Origin of the sequence: Pseudomonas boreofloridensis (genome assembly GCF_030580795.1) — a bacterium.
GTDB classification, from domain to species: domain Bacteria; phylum Pseudomonadota; class Gammaproteobacteria; order Pseudomonadales; family Pseudomonadaceae; genus Aquipseudomonas; species Aquipseudomonas boreofloridensis.
On sequence record NZ_JAUQOQ010000006.1, the window covers coordinates 151,096 to 173,672 of the forward strand.

Genomic DNA, 22,577 nt, shown 5'->3' on the forward strand with positions numbered 1-22,577 from the left:
GCGTTGGGCTCAGGCGCCCGAGTCAGGGTCGACACGTGGCACGGTGGGGTGCTTTTCCTGGTCATCGTCGGTGAGGTTAGGTGCCGCGTCGGGGTCGTCGACGCGGTCGTTGCGCTGTTCAGGATCCAGGTCAGGCCATTCGGTCTGCGCATCGCCGCCACCCATCCGGTGTTTGTCGTTCATGGTATTCACCTCGAGACTCTCGCTGTACCGCAGGCTGGAAAAAAGGCCTGCCCGCAGGCAGGCCAACACAGGAGTGAGGGGCAGCCCATTGGCCGCCCTCATAGGCTGTGAGTCAGCCAACACCCGCAGTGTCCATGCGAACGCTCAAGGGGCCGACCGACGGTGCTGTTCGTCCACTGCCCACCCGCCGCCCAAGGCCACATACAGGTTCACCTCGGCGAGCAGTTGTGCCAGTCGATCATCGATCAGCCCCTGACGCGCGCTGAACAACGAACGCTGCGCATCGAGGAAGGTCAGGCTGCTGTCCACTCCCGCCCGATAGCGGTTGCTCGCCAGGTCGTAGTAGCGCTGAGTGGCGTCCACCAGGTCGCGCTGCGCCAGCAGTTGCCGACGATAGGTCGAGCGCGCAGCCAAACCATCGGACACCTCCTGGAACGCGGTCTGGATGGATTTTTCGTAGCGCGCCACCTCGAGTGTTTTCTGCAGTTGCGCATAATCAAGACTCGCGCGCAGGCTGCCGGCGGTGAACAGTGGCAGGCTGATTTGCGGCTGGAACAGCCACGTGCCGCTGCCGCCGTCGAACAGCCCGGAGAGTTCGCGGCTGGCACTGCCGGCGCTGGCAGTCAGGCGAATGCCAGGGAAGAAGGCGGCGCGCGCTGCTCCGATATCCGCGTTGGCCGCGCGCAGACGGTACTCGGCCTCGAGAATATCGGGCCGCCGTTGCAGCAGGTCGTCGGGCAGCCCGGCGGGTAGCTCGACCACCTGTTCGGCCGCCAGCGGCAAGCCCGGCAGGCGCTCGTCGAGCGTTGAGCCCACCAGCAGGGACAACTGATTGACGTCCTGGGCGACCTGGCGCTGGTAGCGAGCAACCGCCGTACGGCCCGTCTCGACGCGGGTCTGGGCTTGCAGCACCTGCAAGGCCGACACGCTGCCGGCACGACGCTGACCTTGAGTCAGGCGCAGGCGCTGTTGATCGGCCTCCAGGGTCTGGCGTGACAGCGCCAGCAATTCCAGGTCGGCGCGCCAGGTCAGGTAGCTGCTGGCGACGCTGGCCACCAGGGTGAGTTGCACGCTGCGGCGGGCCTGCTCGCTGGCCAGGTAGGTCAGCAGGGCCTTGTCGCTAAGGCTGCGCAGGCGGCCGAACAGGTCGAGCTCGAATGCACTCAGGCCCAACGTGGCGGAGTAGGTCTGGCTGATGGCGCCCTCATCGCTGCCGGTCATCCGCCGTGGCAGGTACTGGCGCTGGCCTTGGGCATCGGCGGAGAGGTGCGGCAACTGCTCGGCGCGCTGGAGGCGAAATTGCGCGCGGTAGGCCTGGACGTTGAGCGCCGCCACGCGCAGGTCGCGGTTGTCGCGCAGGGCGCGTTCGATCAACTCGCGCAGCAGCGGGTCGCGAAAGATCGTCTGGCCGCGCAGGCGGTCATCAGAAACGCCAGGCTCGACCGGGGCCGCCTCGGTCTGGGCGAAGCGCGCTGGCACGGGCGAGGGTGGCCGCTGGTAATCGGGCGTGAGGGTACAGCCGCTGAGCAGCAACACGAGCAGGGCGGCAGGGTATCTAAGCATGGTGTTCTCTGTCTGGCTCAAGCGCCGGCCATCCATCGGGCCAGGCCGTGGCGTCCACTGACGCCGAGCTTGGCGGTGGCGCGCTTGAGGTAGGTTTCCACCGAACTGTTCTTCACGTTCAGCCGCTGCGCCATTTCCGGCACGGTGCCTCCGGTCAGCAGGCCCAGGCACACCTGCTGTTCGCGGCTGGAGAGCTGCACAGCTTCCTGCGCCAAACGCTCGTCGAAGCCCTGGCGCAATAGGTCGGCGCTGTCCGAGTCCTCGTCGACGCCGGGTGTCAGGCGCTGCGCGTGATACTCCAGCAAGGGCAGCAGAGTGTCGGCCAGACGCTTGAGCAGCGACAGCTCAGTGAGCGAAAAGGCGCGTTGGTTGGGCGATCGATGAAAGCCGATCACCCAGCGCCGGTCACCGCTGCGCGACACCAGCTTGCACTGATGCAGGTGCTGGTGTGCGCTGCCCTTGCGCTGTGAGCGCTTGTGCTGGATCAGCAGCGGGTCTTTCATCTGCACGATGTCCTGCAGCAAGGCAAGGCCGGTGGGGGTTGCCGAGGAGAGCGCGTCGCTCGCCCCGGCACTGCCCAGCATCCTGGTCCGCTCGACGCAGCCCTGGCGGCTGTCGATCGTCCACTCACTCAGGTCGAGCCGGTGCACCGGCACGAGTCCGTCGACGAATCGCAGCATGTGACCGGCGAAGTCAGGCTCGCTGGCACTGGCGATCAGTTCACCCAGTTGCAGATAGAGGCGCGCATCGTGCGGCCTCAGGCGGCGGGGGTCGAGTTTCATGTCTGTTCATCCTTGATTCGTGTACCACACCGAAGAGTCACCCACCGGCGCAGAAGCTGCCCGAGCGAAGGCGGCGCTATTCAAGACCGGCGGTGCAGGTCGCGTCTGTAGTGGAAACCGGGGACAGAAAATGGCACCGATAAGCGGCGAATTGGCGAGCGGTTTCAGGTGGAGTAAAACGTTTGCGCGGTGAAGGTCAGCAAATTGGCGTCAAAATGCCGATGATCGCAACACGTTTCCAGGCTAAGTGCGGACGAGTAGGTGATCTCGGCGGCGAACAAATAGCCAATGTCCTACAGAAGAATCCGCAAACTGCGCTTATCCCGTCAGTGTCCGGGTTTAATGGGCCATACGTCACAGGGGCAGGGTGCTTGAATCGACCGACGAACAACGGAGAAGGACCTCCCAGCCCATGCCTGCCGCCGATACTTACCCTCTGACCAGTGCTCAACGCGACATCTGGCTCGACCAGTTGAGTCGAGGTGACTCGCCGCTCTACACCATCGGTGGGTACATCGACCTACGCGGTGGCTTGCAACCGCACCAGCTGCACCTGGCCTTACGGGCCTTGTTGGCGGCCCATCCGGTACTGCGTACCGAGTTGCTGCTCGACGCCGGTGCCGAGGGTTTGCCGCTACAGCGCTTCGCGCCCGCCGGTGAAGCTGAAGCCATCGAGTTGCCAGTGCTGGATCTGTCCGCAGAAACCGATCCCGCCGCTGCCGCGCTCACGTGGGTACAGGCGTACATGCAGCACACCTATCGCTTCGACGGCAGCCCGCTGTTGACGTTCACCCTGTTGCGTCTGGCGCCGGACCGCCATTGGCTGGCCAGCCATGCACACCATTTGCTCGTCGATGGATGGGGCTTCGCGCAGTTGATCAAGACGCTGGGCGAACATTACACAGCGCTGGTCGAAGGCACCTCGCCGCCGGCCGCGCACACCTGTTACTCGGCGTTCATCGACGAGGATCACCACTATTGCCATTCGCCCCGCCTGGCACGCGACCGCGACTACTGGCTGGCCCGCTTCGCGCAGGTGCCCGAACCCTTGCTGGCCGCGCGTCATCATCACCGCCGCGCCACCGACCAGGCCCCGGCACGCACCTGCGTGCAGGCGTTTCCCGCGAGCCTGCACGCACGCATGCAACAACTGGCGCAGACCCACAAGGCCTCGGCGTTTCATGTGTTGCTGGCGGCGCTGCATGTGCTGTTCACGCGCAGCGGCCAGCGCGAGGACTGGGTGGTGGGGCTGCCGATACTCAATCGGGGTGGGGCGCGGTTCAAGACCACCCTGGGCACCTTCGTTCAGGTCAGCGCGGTGCCGCTGGCGTTCTCTGCGAGCCTGTCCTTCGCCGAGCTGATCGCGGCCATCCGCGATACCCTGCGCCAGGATTTCCGCCATCAGCGTCTGCCGGTCAGCGAACTGAATCGAGCGCTGGGTCTGCTGGGCGAAGAGCGCCGCCAGTTGTTCGAAGTGTCGGTGTCCTACGAACAGGACGATCATGACTACCGCTTTGGCGCCGCCAGCGGCCACACGGTCAAGGTGTCCAATAGCCACGAATCCACGCCACTGGCCATCCATTTGCGCAGCAACCGGCACACCGACAAAGCCTGGTTGCACCTGGTGCATCACCGTGCCTGGCTTTCGGCCGATGAGGCCCACGCCTTGGGCGAGCGCTTGATGCATGTGCTCGATCAAGGCCTGCGAACGCCCACGCTGACGGTTGCCGATTTCGACCTGCTCACCGCTCATGAACATGATCGGCTACGTCACTGGAACGCGACGCAGCAGCCGATAGGCGAACCCTGTGTCCATCGACGGATCGAAGTCCAGGCCGCACAGCGGCCGCACGCGTTGGCGGCGGTCCATCAGGGGCAATCGCTGAGCTACGGCGAACTGAACCAGCGGGCCAACGCCCTGGCCTGGCGCTTGATCGCCCAAGGCGTGCAGCCCGAGCAGCGGGTGGCCGTGCTGGCGCGTCGCGGACTCGACACGCTGGTGGGGCTGTTGGCCGTGCTCAAGGCCGGAGCAGCCTACGTGCCGATCGATCCGGCGCATCCTCGCGAGCGCCTGGCTTATCTGCTCGAAGACAGCGCGCCGGTGGCGCTGCTGACCCAACGCCGACTGCTCGACCATCTGCCACGCCACGACGTACCGGTGATCATGCTGGACGACTGCCCGCTGCCTGAGGGCGCACTGGATAACCCTAGCGTCGCCGGCCTTGATTCCCACAGCTTGGTCTATGTGATCTACACCTCCGGCTCGACCGGGCAGCCCAAGGGGGTGATGGTCGAACACCAGATGCTTGCCAATCTGGTCGATTGGCATTGCGCCGCCTTCGATGTGACGGTCGATACGCACACCTCGAGCTTGGCAGGCTTCGGCTTCGATGCGATGGCCTGGGAAGTCTGGCCCGCCCTGTGCGCGGGCGCCACCCTGCACTTGGCACCGGTCGGTGAAGCAGGCGAGGATCTCGACGCGCTGCTGCGCTGGTGGCGTGCCCAGCCGCTGCAGGTGAGCTTCCTGCCGACCCCCGTGGCCGAATACGCCTTTACGCAGCTAGATCATCCGACCCTGCGCACCCTGCTGATTGGTGGAGACCGCCTGCGCACGCTGTCGTGTGAGCGAACTTATGCGGTGATCAATAACTACGGACCCACCGAAGCAACGGTGGTCGCCAGTTCCGGGCGAGTCACCGCTGGGGCGGCGCTGCACATCGGCGGCCCGATCGCCAATACCCAGTTGTACGTCCTGGATGCTCAGCGACGGTTGCTGCCGATTGGCGTACCCGGAGAGCTGTACGTCGGCGGACTGGGTGTTGCTCGCGGCTATCTGGGACGCGAGCAGATGAGCGCCGAGCGTTTCCTGATCGATCCGTTCAGCTCTCGAGCCGGAGCGCGAATGTACCGCACGGGGGATCTGGTGCGCTGGCGTGACGACGGCGCCCTGGAATACCTGGGACGCAACGACGATCAAGTGAAGATCCGTGGAGTGCGCGTGGAGCTTGGCGAGATCGAGGCCGCGCTGGCCAGCCATGAGCAGGTGCACGAAGCGGTGGTGCTGCTGCGCGACGAGCAGTTGCAGGCCTGGTTCATCGGCGATGCGCCAACCCCGGGCGACTTGCACGAGCACCTGCGCGCCATGCTGCCACCGGCCTTGCTACCCGCGGGTTATCAGCCTGTGGAGCAGTGGCCACTGACCGCCAATGGCAAGCTCGACCGTCGCGCGCTGCCGGCGTTGGGCCAGGACGCTTGGGTGCGCCGCGTCCACGAAGCGCCGCGCGGCGACGTGGAAGAGCGTCTGGCGGCGCTGTGGAGCGAACTGCTTGGCGTACCCGCTGTCGGCCGACACGATCACTTCTTCGAGCTCGGCGGCCACTCGCTGCTGGCGGTGCAACTGGTCGAGCGCATGCGTCAGCAGGGCCTGCGCGCCGATGTCCAGGTGCTGTTCGGGCAGCCGACCTTGGCGAGCCTGGCAGCCGCCAGTCAGGCAGGTGTGATCGAGGTCGCCGGGAACCGCGTACCCCGCGGCTGCACCCGCATAACCCCGCAATTGTTGAGCCTTGCCCGCCTGGATCAGGCCCAGGTCGACCAGATCGTCGCCAGCGTACCGGGAGGCGCCGCCAACGTTCAGGAGATCTACCCGCTGGCACCGCTGCAACAAGGCTTGCTCTATCACCACCTGCGTGGCGGCGATGATCCCTACCAGCAGCAGGCCTTGTTCACCTTCGTCGACCGCGCCGGCTTCGAGGCCTTCGCCCAGGCGTTGCAGCACGTGGTCGAGTGCCACGACATTCTGCGCACCAGCCTGTACTGGGACGGGTTGGAGCAGCCGCAGCAGGTGGTGTGGCGTGAGGCTCGCCTGCCCGTGGAAGTCCTGCAGATCGCCTCCCACGACGCGGCTGGGCAGTTGCGCGCGCATTTCGCCATCGCGCAACGTTCCCTGGACCTGCGCCACGCCCCGATGATGGCGCTGGCCGGCACCGAGGACGTCGAGCACGGGCGCTGGCTGGGCTTGCTGCGCTTCCACCATTTGGTCAACGACGCCGTCTCGGTACAGGTGCTGCTGGGCGAGTTGCGCGCCGTGCTGAGCGGCACACAACAGGCTTTGGCAACGCCCGTGCCTTACCGCAACTACGTCGCACTCAGCGGCGCCGAGGCGCGCCAGGCGCAGCACGAGGTGTTCCTGCGCGCGCTGCTGGCAGGGGTCGAGGCGCCGCCATCCTTGCCAGGCATGCCGACGCACGATGTGTCGCCGCAAACGTTGGAAAGCCTCGAACAGCCGCTGTCCGGTAGGCTGAACGGGAGCCTGCGACGCTTGGCCAGGCAGCACGACGTCGGGTTGCCCAGCCTGTTGCACCTGGCCTGGGCCCAGGTCCTCGGTGCGCTGGCCGGGCGTGACGAGGTGGTGACCGGCACGGTGCTGCTGGGCCGGATGATGGCCGGCGAGGGCGCCGATCGCGCGCTGGGCATGTTCGTCAACAGCTTGCCGCTGCGCCTGCACCTGGCCGGACGCAGCGTGGCCCAGGCGCTGGGTGACACTCAAGGCGCATTGGCTGCCTTGTTGGAGCACGAGGACGCACCGCTTTCGCTGGCCCAACAGTGCAGTGGTCTGCCTGCGGGTGTGCCGCTGTTCAACAGCCTGATCAATTTCCGCCATGGACTGACCCGTGGACAGTCGACGCTGCCCGGTGCGCAACTCCTGGAGGCCAGCGAGGTGCAGAGTCACGCCCTGGTGCTGTCGGTGGACGATCAGCACGACAGCCTGCGTCTGGGCGTGCGTGCGCCCCAGGCGCTGGGCGCCAGCCGGGTGCTGACGTATCTGCAGCATGCCTTGGAGGTGCTGTGCGAGGCGCTCGACCAGGACAGTTCGCAACCCCTCGAGCGGCTGTGCTGCGTACCGCCGGGCGAACGGCGGGAGCTGCTGGAGGGCTTCAACGATACTGCGCAAGCCCACGCACTGCGGGGTCGAACCTTGCCGTCGCTGTTCGAGGACCAAGTGCAGCGTACGCCTGAGGCAATCGCCCTGCAGACCGACGAGGCCACGCTGACTTACCGCGCGCTCGACGAGCAGGCCAACCAGTTGGCCCATCATCTGATTGGCCTCGGGGTGAAGCCCGACAGCCGCGTCGGTGTATGCCTGGAGCGCGGCCTGCCGTTGCTGGTAGGGCTGCTGGGCGTGCTCAAGGCTGGGGCGGCCTACGTGCCGCTCGATCCTGAATACCCGGACGAGCGCCTGCGCTATCTGGTGCAGGACAGTTCGCCTGTGGCCGTGCTGGTCCAGGCCGCGACCCGTGGCTTGTTCGAGGCGCAGGCGGTGGCGCTGGTCGATCTCGACCTGCCGGCCTGGCAGGCGCAGTCGAAGCAGGCGCCTGAGGTGGCCTTGAGCGCGTCGAACCTGGCCTATGTGATGTACACCTCAGGCTCCACCGGCACGCCAAAGGGGGTGATGGTCGAGCACCGCGGCCTGGGCAACCTGATGCACTGGAGCTCGACGCTGTGTCCGCCACGGCCAGGTGACGCGCTGCTGCAGCGGGCGCCGTTCAGCTTCGACGGCTCGGTCTGGGAGCTGTTCTGGCCGCTGTGCGCCGGGCTGCGCCTGGTGCTGCCGCGCCCGGACGGGCACCGCGACCCGCACTACCTGATGCAATTGATCCAGGCCCGGCAGGTGACCACGGTCAAGTTCGTACCGGCGCTGCTGCATGTTTTCCTCGAGCAAGCGGGCGTGGAGCAATGCACCAGCCTGAGGGACATCTTCTGCGGCGGCGGCGAGCTGACCCTGGCCTTGGCCACGCTGCTGCGCGAGCGCCTGCCCCAAGTGCGCCTGCACAACGTCTATGGCCCTACCGAGGCCACGGTGGACAGCACCGCCTGGACCTTGGAACCTGATCAACCCTTGCCGTCGGTGGCACCGCCCATTGGCCGTGCGATCGCCAATACCCGCCTCTACGTGGTCGATACCCATGGCCGGCCGGTGCCCAAGGGCGTTGTGGGAGAGCTGTTGATCGGGGGTATTGGGGTGGCCCGCGGCTACCTCGGGCTGCCAACGCTGGAAGCCGACCGCTTCATCGCCAGTCCTTTCGTCCAAGGCGACCGCCTGTACCGCACGGGCGACCTGGCGCGCTGGCGTGAAGACGGCGAGCTGGAGTTCGTCGGTCGCAACGATTTTCAGGTCAAACTGCGCGGATTGCGTGTGGAATTGGGCGAAATCGAGGCCCTGCTGGCGGCGCATCCGGCGCTGGGTCAGAGTGCGGTACGGGTGCGCGATGAGCGCCTGGTGGCCTACTTTACCTGCCGCGAAGGGCAGTGTGCGCCGTCGCTCGAAGTGCTGCGCAATCATTTGCTGGCACGGCTGCCGGCGTACATGGTGCCTGCGGCTTTCGTCGCGCTAGACGAAATGCCGTTGAGCCCCAACGGCAAGATCGACCGCAAGGCGCTGCCCGAACCCGGCCCGCAAGCCCTGATCACGCGTGCTTTCGAGGCACCACGCGGGGAGTTGGAGTGCACCCTGGCGCACATCTGGAGCGAGGTACTCAAGGTCGAACAGGTGGGCCGCGACGACAATTTCTTCGAGCTGGGCGGTCATTCCCTGTTGGCGGTGAATGTGGTGGCGCGGATGCGTCAAGCCGGGCTGCAGGCCGATGCCCGCCTGTTGTTCCGTCAGCCGACCCTGGCCGCACTGGCGGCCAGTGCCGGCCAGCCACGTGCCGAGGTGCAGATCGCAGCCACCACGATCCCCGGCCTCAAGGCCAGGCGCAGGCTCTGATCGCCTCAGATTGGCGCTACTGTGCCGGCCAAATGACGCGCCACTGTGCTTGACCGTGCGGGGGCTGCGGCGCGACGCTGCGGCCGTCCGCTACGGAGAACAACAATGGACGCGTCGAACCTGCTGCTATTCGTCCCCGCCTGTTTTGCCCTGAACATGGCGCCGGGCCCGAACAACCTGCTGTCGCTGCACAATGCCAGCCGTTACGGCCTGCGCACCGCCTGCCTGGCCGGAGGCGGGCGGCTGCTGGCCTTCGCCGCAATGATCGCCCTGGCGGCGATGGGGCTGACCGTGGTGTTGCACACCAGCGAGTAACTGTTCCTGGGCATCAAGCTGGCGGGGGCGGCGTATCTGTTCTACATCGCCTGGCAGCTGTGGCGCGCCCCGGTCGCGACCGGGCCGGTCGACGATAGCCCGCGCAGGGGGCTCTGGCGCCTGGCACGGCAAGAGTTCTGGGTGGCGGCGGGCAAGCCTAGCGATGGTCAATATATATAGTGGCAAAATGATTCTGGAAATTTGCGCGTAGAGTCATTAAGCTCAGGCGATGGATAGTGTTCTGACTGTTTGCGAAAAAGGATAGTTGAATGAAGGATCGTCTGCTCTACCTGCATGCCGAGGCTGGGAAATTAGTTTCTGAAACTGAGCGTAAAGCCGCACATATTGCCCTCTTAAGGATAATTCTCCAGCACTCATGTTTGACATTGGTAGAGGTGATCCTAGAAAAAAGACGCAGAACCAAAAAAAGGGATATTGGATTCAAAAGGTTGCCGACCGACCTTCTTTATAATCCTGCCGACGGCACCCTGTTTGGGGTTATGTTGGATTTGTTGGTTATTGCCGGCAACGAAAATCTTCAAAGTTACGCCAAGGCCGTCTGGAGAGATTCATCAGAAGAACGCCCCTGCTGGCGGCTTCTGGAGGAGCGGGAGCGGAGGAATGCGGAGCGCTTGATAAGTGCTCTAATAGTTCTTCGCAATGATGGTGTGGAAGGGCATGGTATACCAGGGCCAAATGATATTGAAGCAGAGAGTGATGCTCTGGCGTATGTCATAGAAATTTTGAGTCCAGTTCTTCCAGTTATGTCTGATGATAAGCAGAGCTATCGCTTTGTCCTTCCGAATAGTGAAGTCTATGATCTAAAGGGGTTGAGGCCTTTTAATGGATGCCTAGTCTGCTACAGATCTATAAGGAAGAGCTCCCCAGGGAAGTTTGTGTTCAAGGTTCAGGTGGAAAGAAACTGGTTTGGTCGAGAGGAGACTTCCTACGAGGCGCAGGATTTTTTTGATTCGGATCATGCGGGTGATTCTCACAAATATGAAATTAAAAAAACATCAGATAATGAATGGTCTCCATTAGCACTCATTCCTGAAAGGTTAACTGCTGAGTTTACAGGGCGACAGCGGGAACTTGAAGAGCTCACCGAATGGGCTAATGATGGTGAGTCTCGCGCATGTATGCTTTATGGTGATGGGGGTATCGGTAAAACGACTTTGGCTGTTGAGTTCATATGGCGGATGCTTGAAGGGCATGTTAAGTGTGATTTTAAGCCTGAGCTTATTACTTTCTTTACCGCTAAGAAGACACGTTGGGGTATAGGTGGGCTGGAAATTATCCGACTCGATGAGGTAGGTGTCGCGGACGTAGCGATATTTATACCTTTGGGTTTAGATGGTGGCGCCTTGGATAAATCTTGGTATACCAAGCCCCCAATGGAACTGATTCAAATGCTGTCTACTTATTTGACTAAAGAGTGGGGTGTTCATAAATCTTCGCACTTGCTAGTTCTGGATAACACTGAAACGATGGCCTCCAATGACGAAGAGGTTAGGCTGCTATCAAAACAAATTCACGAGTTGTCTAGGCGCGTTGGCCGAGTTCTCTTGACATCTAGGCGTAGGGAAGCTCTTGAAGCGAAGCAGATTGAGATCAAACCTCTAAGTGATAATGAGTCCGTAGATTTTCTCAAGGCTCGCGCTTCAACGCTTTCTCGAAAGCCCATACTTTCAGCAGCCCGGAGTAAATTGCTCGGTTACTCTAAAAAACTTGGAAATAAGCCACTGGTTTTGGAAGTGTTCGTTCAGGCGCTTGGAGAGAGTGGAATCGGGCTGCAACAAGCGTTTGATAGGGTGATGAGGATGCAAGCTCAGGACTTAGGAGAGTTCCTGTATACCGATGCTTGGAATCGAATGTCAGACTCCATGAAGAAGCTATTGCTGTTAATGACAAAAGTTTCTGACGTCCATGATGATACCCTGCTTAAGTTGTGCTGTGGCGCTGCTAAAATAGCAGTACTTGAAGCTTATGAGGCGCTCGAAGAAAGTCGCGGTATCGCCCAGTTGTCGAAATATGACGGCAACCTGCAAATACTATTCTCTCCGGAGTTTTTGAAGTTCTGTGCGAGTCGTACTGTCAGTGTTGATGGTGCTGATTTCCCTTCCCGGGAAGAGGTTGACCAGGTTAAAAGTAGGTACAACGAGTTTCTTAGAAGTAAATCCTCGATGATTGTTGATAGAGTTGCGAAGGCTTATCGACATCCTTATGCACGAGCTGCCCATACTAGTTTCAAAGAAGGTCGGCTGGACGATTGTGAGCTCTTCTATGAGCTTGCCGTAAATTCCGATACGGGTAATGGTTGGTTGTATGATAGATTTGCCTTCTTCCTATCCACGAAGGTTAATAATCGTCTGGATGAAGCTCTTGACTGGTCGAGAAAGGCGATTGCCCTTATTCCAAACGATCCAGACGCATGGTTTACTAAAGGCGCGATCGAAAGCCGGCTAGGTTTGGCATCAGACGCCAAAGACTCACTTGCAAAGTCAAGTGCTTACGGTAAGCAGATACACCTGTGCTTGCTCCAGCTTGCTTATGCTTACGTTAATCATATGCCTCCTAATCCAGGGCTAGCGCGAAAGGCCATTCTTGCTGCAATAGACAAAGCCCCTCAACAGGACTCCTTGCTTTGGAAGTTCAAGTCAGAAGCTACAAGGCTGCAGACAAGAATTGATCGGCTTTCTTCAGTTGAGAGTGCTTGACAAGAATTATGCTTTTTATGTGGCAGCTGCGTTGAATTGCTCAGAGCCTAGGTAGGGGGAGGGATGGCAACCTCCCATACTCTAGTTTGAGTCATGTGCTGGCACAAAATTTATATTTGCGTGATGTATATGATTGAAGCGCTAGGGTTGCTGAGCTTATCTTGGCAATCCCAAGGCGATCCTGTTGTTCACTGCGTTTCTGCCGCAGTTCGTGACGGTGGACAGCAGCACGCCGTTCGCTGAGCAGTTCCTTTGGCTGGGGTTGTGGTTCCTGTTGCTGGAGTGGATCGCTATCGCCGTCTACGCCGGCCTGGGCGTGTTCCTGCAGCGTTGGTTCAACCGCCCACGCGCGCGGCGGCTGTTCAACCGGGTCAGTGCCTCGCTGCTGGGGTGTGCCGGGATCGGCTTGCTGGTCGCGCGGCCGCGCTGAACCGTGCGTCGGTGAACACCCTCAATCGCGGTAGAACACTTGCACCAGGTGATAGCCGAACTTGCTCTTGATCGGGCCGTGCACCACCCGCAGCGGTTTCTTGAAAATCACCTGGTCGATGGCGCCCACCATCTGCCCAGGGCGCACTTCGCCCAGGTCGCCGCCGCGTTTGCCGGAAGGGCAGGTGGAGAACCTCTTGGCCAGCACGTCGAACGCCTCGCCCTTGGCCAGGCGCTGCTTGAGCTGCTCGGCTTCTTCGGCGGTCTTGACCAGGATGTGGCGGGCTTGTGCTTTCATGGCGTACCTGTAGCTGCGGCGAAAAAAGGGGGCATTATGCCTGATGACGTCGCTTCGGACCTGCCCAATACGCAGCGCTCCCTGTCACTGCGCCAACCACCCACCATCGACGTTCCAGGCCGCGCCACGCACTTGGCTGCCAGCCTCGCTGGACAGGAACAGCGCCAATTCGCCCAACTGCTGCGGGGTCACGAAGGCCAGTGAAGGCTGCTTCTCGGCCAGCAGCTCATGCTCGGCCTGCTGTGGATCGCCATCGCCAGCACGCGCGTCGATCTGTTGCTGCACCAGCGGGGTCAGCACGAAGCCTGGGCACACGGCATTGCAGGTGATCGAGGTGGTCGCCGTCTCCAGCGCCACGACCTTGGTCAGCCCGACCACGCCGTGCTTGGCGGCGACGTAGGCGCTTTTGCCCGTGGAGCCGACCAGCCCGTGCACCGAGGCGATGTTGATGATGCGCCCCCAGCCACGCGCGCGCATGCCCGGCAGGGCCAGGCGAATGCCATGGAACACGGCCGACAGGTTGAGCGCGATGATCTGGTCCCAGCGCTGTACCGGGAACGCCTCAACCGGTGCGACGTGCTGGATTCCGGCATTGTTGACGAGAATGTCGATGCCGCCGAACTCATGCTCGGCGAAAGCGAACAGCGCTTCGATCTGTGCCACGTCGGCAAGGTCCGCTGCGTGATGGCCGACCTTCACGCCATGGCCGCGGATCGCGTCGAGGGCCGGCTGTGGATCGCCGAAGCCGTTGAGCAGAATGTTCGCGCCCGCCCGCGCCAGCATCTGGGCGATGCCCAGGCCGATACCGCTGGTGGAACCGGTGACCAATGCTGTCTTGCCTGCGAGCGTCATGTGCAACTCCTGGTAGCGAACGGATGAACAGGGACCGGGTCAGCGTCGCGGGTCGAATGCCTCGCGCAGTGCATCGCCGACGAACACCAGCAGCGAAAGGATCGTCGCCAGTGCGAAGAATGCCGTGAAGCCCAGCCACGGCGCCTCCAGGTGCTGCTTGCCCTGGGTTACCAGCTCGCCCAAGGAGGCGCTGCCGGCGGGCATGCCGAAGCCGAGGAAGTCCAGGGCGGTGAGGGTGGTGATGGCGCCGGTGAGCATGAAGGGAATATAGGTCAGCGTCGCGTTCAGGGCATTGGGCAGGATGTGCCGGAGCATCACCTGGATGTCGCTCAGGCCCAGGGCGCGGGCGGCCTTGACGTATTCCAGGTTGCGGCCGCGGAGAAATTCGGCGCGCACCACATCCACCAGCGTGAGCCAGGAAAACAGCGCCAGGATGCCCAGCAGCCACCAGAAGTCCGGTTCGACGAAGCCGGAAAGGATGATCAGCAGGTACAGCACGGGCATCCCCGACCAGACCTCCAGCAGTCGCTGCCCGAGCAGGTCGACCCAACCCCCGTGGTAGCCCTGCAAGGCCCCGGCGCTGACGCCGATCAGCACGCTGAGCAGCGTCAGCGCGAAGGCAAACAGCAGCGACACCCGGGTGCCGTACAGTACCCGGGCGAGCACGTCGCGGCCCTGGTCGTCGGTCCCCAGCCAGTTCACCGTGCTCGGTGCACTGGGCGTGGGCACCTGCAGGTCGTAGTTGGGCGTATCGGCGCTGAAGGGGATGGGGGCGAACAGCATCCATCCGCCTTGGGCTTCGATCAGCCGGCGCACGTAGGTGCTGCGGTAATCGGGCTGGAAGGGCAGTTCACCGCCGAACTGCTGCTCGGTGTAGCGTTTGAGTGCCGGACTGTAGAGCTCGCCCTGGTAGCTGAGCAGCAGCGGTTTGTCGTTGGCGACCAGTTCGGCGCCCAGGCTCAGCAGCAGGATCGCGCCGAACAGCCACAGCGACACCCAGCCCAGGCGGTTACGGCGAAAACGTTGCAGGCGACGTCGGGCGATGGGCGACAGCATCAGTGCGCCCTCGCGTCGAAGTCGATCCGCGGGTCGAGCAGCGTGTAGCAGAGGTCGCCGATCAGGCGAATCAGCAGGCCGCCCAAGGTGAAGATGAACAAAGTGCCGAACACCACCGGGTAATCCCGGGACACTGCTGCGTCGTAACTCAGGCGCCCGAGGCCGTCGAGGGAGAAGATCACCTCGATCAGCAGGGAGCCGGCGAAGAACACGCTGATCAAGGCCTGCGGCACGCCGGCGACCACCAGCAGCAGGGCATTGCGCAGCACATGGCCGTACAGCACCCGGCGCTCGCTCAAGCCCTTGGCCCTGGCAGTGACCACGTAGTGTCGGGAAATCTCCTCGAGAAACGCATTCTTGGTCAGCAGCGTCAGGGTGGCGAAACCGCCGATCACCAGGGCACCGACCGGCAGTACCAGATGCCAGAAGTAATCGGCGACTTTGCCCAGCAGGCTCAGTTGGTCGAAATCTTCGGAGACCAGCCCGCGCACGGGAAACCAGTTCAGCGAGGTGCCGCCGGCGAACAGGACGATCAGCAGCAGGGCGAACAGAAACGAGGGCAGGGCGTAGCCGACCACGATCAGCACACTGCTCCAGGCGTCGAAGCGGCTGCCATGGCGCACGGCCTTGGCGATGCCCAGGGGGATCGACACCAGGTAGGTGATGAGCGTGGCCCACAGGCCCAGCGACAGGGTGACTGGCAGCTTGTCGAGGATCAGGTCGGTGACCTTGGCGCCGCGAAAGAAGCTGTGGCCGAAGTCGAGCCTGGCGTACTGGCCGAGCATCAGCCAGAGCCGCTCGGGGGCACTCTTGCCGAAGCCGTACTGGTGTTTGATCTGCTCGATCATCTTCGGGTCCAGGCCCCGGCTGGCGCGAGACTGGCCTTGAAGCGCTTCGACCCGTGCCCCCGGCGCGCCGCCACCGATGCCCTGCAGGCGGGCCACGGCCTGTTCCACAGGCCCGCCGGGGGCGGCCTGGACGATGGCGAAATTCACCAGCAGGATCGCCAGCAGCGTGGGCACGATCAGCAGCAGACGCCGCAGCAGATAGCCGGTCATGGTGCCGCCTTCAAGCGCTCGGCCATCTGCGCATCGGTCAGCGCCGTTGGGCTGACCTCCCACCAGGTGTCCAGCCCCTCGTCATACCTGGCCTGCACCTTGGGCAGTCCGAAGCGATTCCACCAGACGGTGGAACTTCCCGGCGGGTAGTAGTTGGGGATCCAGTAATAATTCCACTGCAGCACCCGATCCAGCGCATGGGCGTAGCGCTGCATGTCGGCCTGGGTCGAGGCGTGGACCAGGCCGTCGAGTAGCCGGTCCACGGCAGGATCCTGGAGCACCATGAGGTTGTTCGAGCCGGGATCGTGGGCCGCGGCGGAGCCGAAGTAGTTGTACTGCTCGGCCCCAGGCGACAGAGTGACGGGATAGCCGGTGATGACCATGTCGTAGTCGCGCGCCATGAGCCGGTTGATGTATTGGGCCGAGTCCACGTTGCGGATGTTCAGCTCGATGCCGATCTGCGCCAGGTTGCGCTTCCAGGGCAGCAGCAGGCGCTCCAGGCCGGCCTGGCCGTTGAGGAAGGTGAAACTCAACGGCGTGCCCTCGGCATCGACCAGGCGATCCCCCTCGGGGCGCCAGCCAGCGGCTTGCAGCAGCTGCAGCGCGTGCAACTGTTGCGGGCGGATGATGCCCGAGCCATCGGTCACCGGTGCCTTGAACACCTGGGTGAACACGTGGTCGGGGATCTGCCCGCGCAAGGGTTCGAGGATCTTCAGTTCTTCGACATCGGGCAGTTCGCGGGCGGCCAAGGGCGTATTGGAGAACAGGCTCTGCTGGCGGATGTAGAGGTTGCGCATCATCTGCCGGTTGCTCCACTCGAAATCCCAGAGCAGGCCCAGGGCCTGGCGCACACGGCGGTCGGCGAACATCGGCCTGGACAGGTTGAACACGAAGCCTTGGGCGCTTTGCGGTTTGTCCGGCCCCAGTTGCGCGCGCTGCAGGCGACCGTCGGCCAGCGCGGCACCGTTGTAGCCTTGGGTATACCCGGTGGCGGAAAACTCGCGGTTGTAGTCGTAACCGCCGCCTTTGAGCACTTGGCGGGCCACCTCGGTGTCGCCGAAGTACTCCACGCGGATGCGCTGGAAGTTGTAGCGTCCGCGGTTGACGGGCAGATCGCGGGCCCACCAGTTGGGGTCGCGCTCGAAGGTGATGCTGCGGCCATTGTCCAGGCGCGCGATGCGGTAGGGGCCGCTGCCCAGCGGTGTGTCGAAGCCGCCACCGTGGGCGAAGTCGCGGGTTTGCCAGTCATGTTCAGGCAGCACCGGCAGGCTGGCCAGGTCCAGTGCCAGGGTTCGACCGTGAGGTTGGCGAAAATCGAAACGCACGCTGCGCGGACCTTCGACGCTGACGGCGGTCACGTCGGCGAACTGGGTGCGGTACTTGAGGCTACCTTTGCTCATCAGCAGCTCGAAGGTGAAGCGTACATCTTCGGCGCGTACCGGCTTACCGTCTGCAAAGGTCGCGCGGGGATCGATCTCCACCCGCAGCCAGGCATCGTCAGGGCCGCGCTCCAGGCGTCGGGCGATCAGTCCATAGACGGTGTACGGCTCATCCAGCGAGCGCACGGCCAAGGGCGCATAGAGCCAGCCATCGACCTGACTGACCCCGGTGCCTTCATCGATGAAGGGCAGGACATGGTCGTACTGGCCGATTTCGAGCGCCGAGCGGCGCAGACTGCCGCCCTTGGGCGCGTCCGGGTCAACGTAATCGAAATGCGCAAAGTCGGCGCGGTAGCGAGGCGCTTCGTCGTAGACGGTCAACGCGTGCGAGGGGGCGGCGAGGCTGGCGGTGCTCAGCCAGGCCCCGACCAGCAACACGGCCAGACGGGGGCAGGCGGCGCCCGCTCCCACAAGGGCACTGCAGGGGCGGGCGGACAAGAGAGGGTCAGTCCTGGCGGCTGGTCACTTCCAGCAGGTGATAGCCGAACTGGGTCTTCACCGGACCTTGCACGGTGTTGACCGGCGCGCTGAACACCACGGTATCGAATTCCCTGACCATCTGACCGGGGCCGAAGGAACCCAGGTCGCCGCCTTGGCGGTTGGAGGGGCAACTGGAGTTGGCCTTGGCAATTTCGCCGAAGTCGGCACCGGCTTCGATCTGGGCTTTGAGTTCGTTGCACTTGTCTTCGGTGCTGACGAGGATGTGACGGGCGGTGGCACGTGCCATGACAAGATTTCCTTGGGTGAGAGAAAACCCAAGACTACCGCATAGCGCCGCGCTGTGTCTGTGCCCAGTGCTCGTGCTTCACCTGCGAGCCCGTCCTGGCAGCGCCTACCTGACAATTTTGCCAGTTGTGCCGTTCGCTGCCGTGCCCTGAAATCAGCTGACCCGACCTGCAGTTGGCTTGCCTCACATCAGGAGCACTCCCATGACAGACGACACAGACTTCGACCATGACGCCGATGGCGTGCAAACCCTCGACCAGATCCTCCAACAGTACAACCAGCGCTTCCAGGAAGACGACGCACCACCGATGGGTATCCAGAGCAGGGCTGGTCACGGCATGGGGATCCAGCTTGCCGGTGTCCAGAGCATGGGCGTCCAGGGCATGGGCACCATGTCGGTGATGGGTGCTTCCTCCCTGACCCCCATCATGCCGGCGATCTTCATCCCCGGGCATATCTCGGGCTTGAAATCGGCGCCGCGGCTGGCAATCGGTATCAATCGCAAACTGGTCTACGACAATCCGAGCGGTTTGTTGATCGTCCTCCAGGCCTATGACGACATGCGTCCCGGCGACTGGGTCGAGGTCTTCTGGAACGATTCCAGGGTCTCGGTGGCCTCGATGGTGGTCGTGCAAAGCGACGTGGGCAATCGCATCGCGTTGTTCGTCAGGGCAAGCAAAGTGCCGGAAGGGACTACCGAGCTCTGGTACCAGGTCAAGCGTGTTTCGGGTGTCGTCGAGGAATCGACCCGACTCACCGTCATCAGTCAGATCACGCCTCTAAGCGAGTTGTCGTTGCTCGTGCCGGAAGTGCCCGCCTCAGGGTTCGTGGGACCGGACGATGCTCGCCAGGGCGTCAAGGTGCATATCCCACCCTATGACGGGATTCGTCAGTACGATCTGGTCGAGTTTGCCTGGGGCACGCAGAAGGTCTCCCATACGGTAACGATGGCCGAGGTGACTAACGGCATCAACTTGGTGGTCGATGAGCGGACTCTGATCGCTGCGGGCAACAGCGAGCGCATGGCGCTGGCCTATCGGGTGATCGACGAGGTCGGCAATATTTCCGAACGATGGTCGCAGCAGGTGGAAGTGCCTGTGCGGCTGGTTGCCAATCTGACGCCTTCGCCGTATATCGCCAACCCTGACCCCACGGCCGTTCCACGCTATCTCATCGATCTGGATCAACTGGACGGCAACGACTTGCAGGTCGAGGTCGATACCGTCCATCCCAGCTTTAAACTGGGTGACAGCATCCGTGTGACCTTGACTGGCAGCCCTGCCCAAGGGCCGGATGTGACGCTACCGACGGCCGCACAACCTATCCGCCGGCTGGGGCGTACCTTGTTCTTCGCCGTCAGTGGCGCCTCGCTGCTACCGCTGCGTGGTGGTCGCGCCAGTGCATCGTACGAGAACCTCACTACCCGCGGATTCGTCTCGGGCAAGGATTTCGCGGTGTTCGCCGGCCTCCAGCGCTCGGCCATCAAGCCGGAGTTGGTCCAGGCCGATGCTGATGGCAACGTAGACCCCTCGCTCACGTCGGTGACCGTGCAGATTCCAGTCGCCGCCGATCTGCAGCGCGGTGACCGGGTGACCTTGGTGTGGTTGGGCACACGCGCCAACGGGACGGCGCTCTATGAACAGTTCACCAAGGTCGTCAACACCAAGGATGTGGGGCTGATTTTCACCTTTCCAGTCGCAGATGGCTTGAAGTACCTGGCCCCGCTTGACGGTGGGAAGCTGGACCTGAGTTACCAGATCCAGCGCCGGGGCATGTTGCTGCCTCTTTATTCCGAGCATCAGATCATTCAGGTTGGCGAAGCCCAAGCGGCGCTGCCTGCGGCACGAATGGAGCCTGAGTTGATCAATGGCATCGTCGATCCAAACCTGCCGCAGTTCGCCAACGGTCTGAAAATTCATATCGACCCGTTCCTCAACATGAACGAGATGCAGGATGTCTCGCTTCAGTGGCTACCCGAGATGGGACCGCCATGGGACGACAGCACGGTCGTCTGGCCAGGTGAACCCTTGGTATTCGAAGTGCCTCACGATCAACTGATGGCTAACTTCGGCGGTTCTGTACAAGTGCGCTACTTCGTGACCGAGCCCGGGGAAACGGAGCGCTATTCGGATTACCTGGACTTCGTCATCGACGTGTCGCAGGTGACTGACCTGGAGCCTGTCGAGATCCCGGCAGCTCAGGAGGACAACCTGGATCCGGGCGCCGTGATCGATGGCGCATTGATTGTCATTCCCGCCTCGGTGCAATTGCAGGCCGGCGATTTCGTCGATGTCTACTGGGATGGCTCCAATCCTGGCGGTGTCACCGTTGTCAACGATGTCGTGATCGAAGAGGGTGTGTCTCCCGAGGGTTTGGTGATCGATTACCCTTATGTGATTGCCAATTTGGGCGGCAAAGTGGACGTGCGCTACGAGGTCACGCGGCTCTCTGGTTCTGTGGACAGCTCCTTGAGTCGTACGGTGTTCATCAAGAAAGGGGGATTGCCTCAGGCGTACTTTCTCGAAGGCGTCGATGGGCATCTGAACCCAGGTGATGTTCCTGACAAGGCCACAGTGCGTATTGGCGCCGATGCCAAACTCCAGGCTTCGGATAAAGTTACGATCTGGCTCGAAGACGAGGCATCCAATGCCTCCCGACACCTCGAAGTCACGGTACCGCCCGAGCGTGCCAACCGGGCGCTGAATGTCGAAATTCCCGGGGCTTACATCGAGGCGCTGGAAGGAAAGGTGGTGAGTCTGCGCTACGAGATCAAGCGCAGCGGCTCGACGACCGTCGAGTCTGGTCCCGGTCAGCGCTACGTCATTCAGAGCGAACTCGGTAGCGGCACGCTGCGTGTGTTCGGCGCCAGGTACAGCGCCAGTTCCTACCGCAATACACACACCTCGCACGTGGTGAGTGCATTCAACGCCACCACCGGCAAGCCTCTACTGGCGGAGTGGCGCTACGAGGGCGATCAGACGGCCAAACTCGCCTACCGCCTGCTGGATCGTCAACCCGACCGACCGCTGCTGGTCCGCACGGCGAGCGATGCGCTGTGGCTCAACCCTACCAATGTGCTCGGCACAGGCATTGCGGTGACGGATAACGCCAGACCAGACGAGGCCAAGGCCGCCTTTACGGCGTTGCTCAACACCAGTAAGCGCGCGCTGTTCAAACTGTGCAGTTGGGGCGCGGCGTCCCACGGCGGGGCCCTGCCTGGCGCGCTGACGAACATTGACACCGTGGTCGAAGTGAGCAGTACGCGAGGCGCGTTTGCTGCACGCCTGAGCAATGGAACGGTTCATGCGTGGGGCAACACCGCATTTGGCGGCCAGATGAACGCAGCCGACACCCACAAAGTGTTCCTGGACGTGCGCGGCAACCTCATGGCGTTTGCCGGACGCGTCCAGGTTTCACCCGGTAATCCGCAAGGGCGGCTGGCCTGCTGGGGAAATGCCGACCTTGGAGGGGCGTTGCCGGCCGGGCTCGCCAACCTCACGGACATCGTGAAGATCTACAACGGTCGACGGTGCTTCGTGGCACAGCGGGCCGATGGCAGCTTCGTCGGCTGGGGCGACGCGACCTGCGGCGCCACCTTGCCCGCTAGCCTGATGGCGCCGCCCTCCAGCCCTGACAGGCGGGCCGTACACCTGGCGGGTAACCACGGGGCCTTTGCCGCTCGGCTCCAGAATGGAACGCTGATTGCCTGGGGCAACCCCGGATACGGCGGATCCTTGCCTGCCCCGTTGGCGGCGCGCCAGGACATCGCGTCCCTGGAGACGGCGTCGGAAAAGGCTTTTTGCGCGCTGACCAACGACGGTCATGTGGTTGCCTGGGGCGCCGGCTTTGCCGCAACCGTGCCGCCATCGGTCGCCCTGCTCGACGACATCGTGGAGGTGACCAGTAATTCGCATGCGTTCTGCGCGCGACGGCGTGGTGGTCATTTGGTGGCGTGGGGCTCGTTTCGGAGTGCCGGAGCTCTGCCGCCTGAAATTGCCCGCCTGCCGGACATCATCGCGGTCACCGGCAGCACCTTGTGCTTTGCAGCGGTGCGCCGCGATGGCTCGGTAGTCGCCTGGGGTGATCCGCAGCGAGGGGGCCAGATTCCATCTGCCGTACAGGCACAACTGACACAAGTCCGCGCGATCTACGCCAACACCGTGGGCTTCACCGCCCTGACGGCCGATGGGCGTGCTGTGACCTGGGGCGAGCCCTCCAACGGTGGCAACAGCGCATCGGTGCAGGCTGTACTGAATCGCGCATTGCGTTACGGGCGCCCAGGCAGCGGCCATGCCGTAGCCCCGGACAACGACCTGCGCGCGCTGGCCTGAGCGATTTGCGACGCCGTGTGTACTTTCTAGTCGTCACTGCGACGGCTTATCTGGAGAGCGTT

12 protein-coding genes and 2 pseudogenes are annotated in these 22,577 nt (G+C 62.8%); 5 read left to right on the forward strand and 9 right to left on the reverse strand.

Features of this window, described 5'->3' with window-relative positions; genetic code table 11:
- Positions 1-9: 9 nt before the first annotated feature.
- The 3 genes from Q6A47_RS09615 to Q6A47_RS09625 all read right to left on the reverse strand — a co-directional run bounded on the left by Q6A47_RS09615 (position 10) and on the right by Q6A47_RS09625 (position 2,528).
- Positions 10-183: a hypothetical protein gene (locus Q6A47_RS09615; RefSeq protein WP_162889535.1), complete on the reverse strand. Its 174-nt coding sequence runs from the start codon at positions 181-183 to the stop codon at positions 10-12.
- A 144-nt stretch (positions 184-327) separates the two neighbouring features.
- Positions 328-1,746, reverse strand: a complete 1,419-nt coding sequence (locus Q6A47_RS09620) for an efflux transporter outer membrane subunit (protein WP_304484161.1) — start codon at positions 1,744-1,746, stop codon at positions 328-330.
- A gap of 17 nt (positions 1,747-1,763) precedes the next feature.
- A complete protein-coding gene (locus Q6A47_RS09625) occupies positions 1,764-2,528 on the reverse strand; it encodes a helix-turn-helix transcriptional regulator (protein WP_304484162.1) in 765 nt (254 codons plus the stop codon).
- A 412-nt stretch (positions 2,529-2,940) separates the two neighbouring features.
- Between Q6A47_RS09625 and Q6A47_RS09630 the strand changes: the two genes are divergently transcribed.
- The 4 genes and pseudogenes from Q6A47_RS09630 to Q6A47_RS09645 form a co-directional block, all read left to right on the forward strand.
- A complete protein-coding gene (locus Q6A47_RS09630) occupies positions 2,941-9,294 on the forward strand; it encodes a non-ribosomal peptide synthetase (protein WP_304484163.1) in 6,354 nt (2,117 codons plus the stop codon).
- Between the two features lie 105 nt (positions 9,295-9,399).
- Positions 9,400-9,768, forward strand: a pseudogene (locus tag Q6A47_RS09635) (LysE family translocator); the annotation flags it as partial.
- A gap of 110 nt (positions 9,769-9,878) precedes the next feature.
- A complete protein-coding gene (locus Q6A47_RS09640; RefSeq protein ID WP_304484164.1) occupies positions 9,879-12,326 on the forward strand; it encodes a hypothetical protein in 2,448 nt (815 codons plus the stop codon).
- 163 nt (positions 12,327-12,489) lie between these two features.
- Positions 12,490-12,756: pseudogene (locus tag Q6A47_RS09645) on the forward strand (LysE family translocator); the annotation flags it as partial.
- Between the two features lie 21 nt (positions 12,757-12,777).
- Here Q6A47_RS09645 and Q6A47_RS09650 read toward each other — a convergent pair.
- From Q6A47_RS09650 to Q6A47_RS09675, 6 genes are all read right to left on the reverse strand, one after another.
- Entirely contained in the window at positions 12,778-13,053 is a 276-nt protein-coding gene (locus Q6A47_RS09650) for a peptidylprolyl isomerase (RefSeq protein ID WP_304484165.1), read from the reverse strand.
- 84 nt (positions 13,054-13,137) lie between these two features.
- On the reverse strand, positions 13,138-13,905 hold the full coding sequence (gene hbdH, locus Q6A47_RS09655) for a 3-hydroxybutyrate dehydrogenase (RefSeq protein WP_304484166.1): 768 nt from the start codon (positions 13,903-13,905) through the stop codon (positions 13,138-13,140).
- A 39-nt stretch (positions 13,906-13,944) separates the two neighbouring features.
- Positions 13,945-14,961, reverse strand: a complete 1,017-nt coding sequence (locus Q6A47_RS09660) for an ABC transporter permease (protein ID WP_304484167.1) — start codon at positions 14,959-14,961, stop codon at positions 13,945-13,947.
- Entirely contained in the window at positions 14,961-16,019 is a 1,059-nt protein-coding gene (locus Q6A47_RS09665; RefSeq protein ID WP_304484168.1) for a microcin C ABC transporter permease YejB, read from the reverse strand. Before Q6A47_RS09665 ends, Q6A47_RS09660 begins: the two co-directional genes overlap by 1 nt.
- Complete coding sequence (locus Q6A47_RS09670; RefSeq protein ID WP_162889591.1) at positions 16,016-17,842, reverse strand: extracellular solute-binding protein; 1,827 nt, start codon at positions 17,840-17,842, stop codon at positions 16,016-16,018. Before Q6A47_RS09670 ends, Q6A47_RS09665 begins: the two co-directional genes overlap by 4 nt.
- Positions 17,843-17,903: 61 nt before the next feature.
- Positions 17,904-18,185 carry a peptidylprolyl isomerase gene (locus Q6A47_RS09675; protein ID WP_304484169.1) on the reverse strand — a complete coding sequence of 94 codons (282 nt, stop codon included), beginning with the start codon at positions 18,183-18,185 and terminating at the stop codon, positions 17,904-17,906.
- A 202-nt stretch (positions 18,186-18,387) separates the two neighbouring features.
- Here Q6A47_RS09675 and Q6A47_RS09680 point away from each other — a divergent pair, with 202 nt between their 5' ends.
- Positions 18,388-22,515, forward strand: coding sequence for an RCC1 domain-containing protein (locus Q6A47_RS09680; RefSeq protein ID WP_304484170.1), 4,128 nt, complete (start codon positions 18,388-18,390; stop codon positions 22,513-22,515).
- Positions 22,516-22,577: the final 62 nt, after the last annotated feature.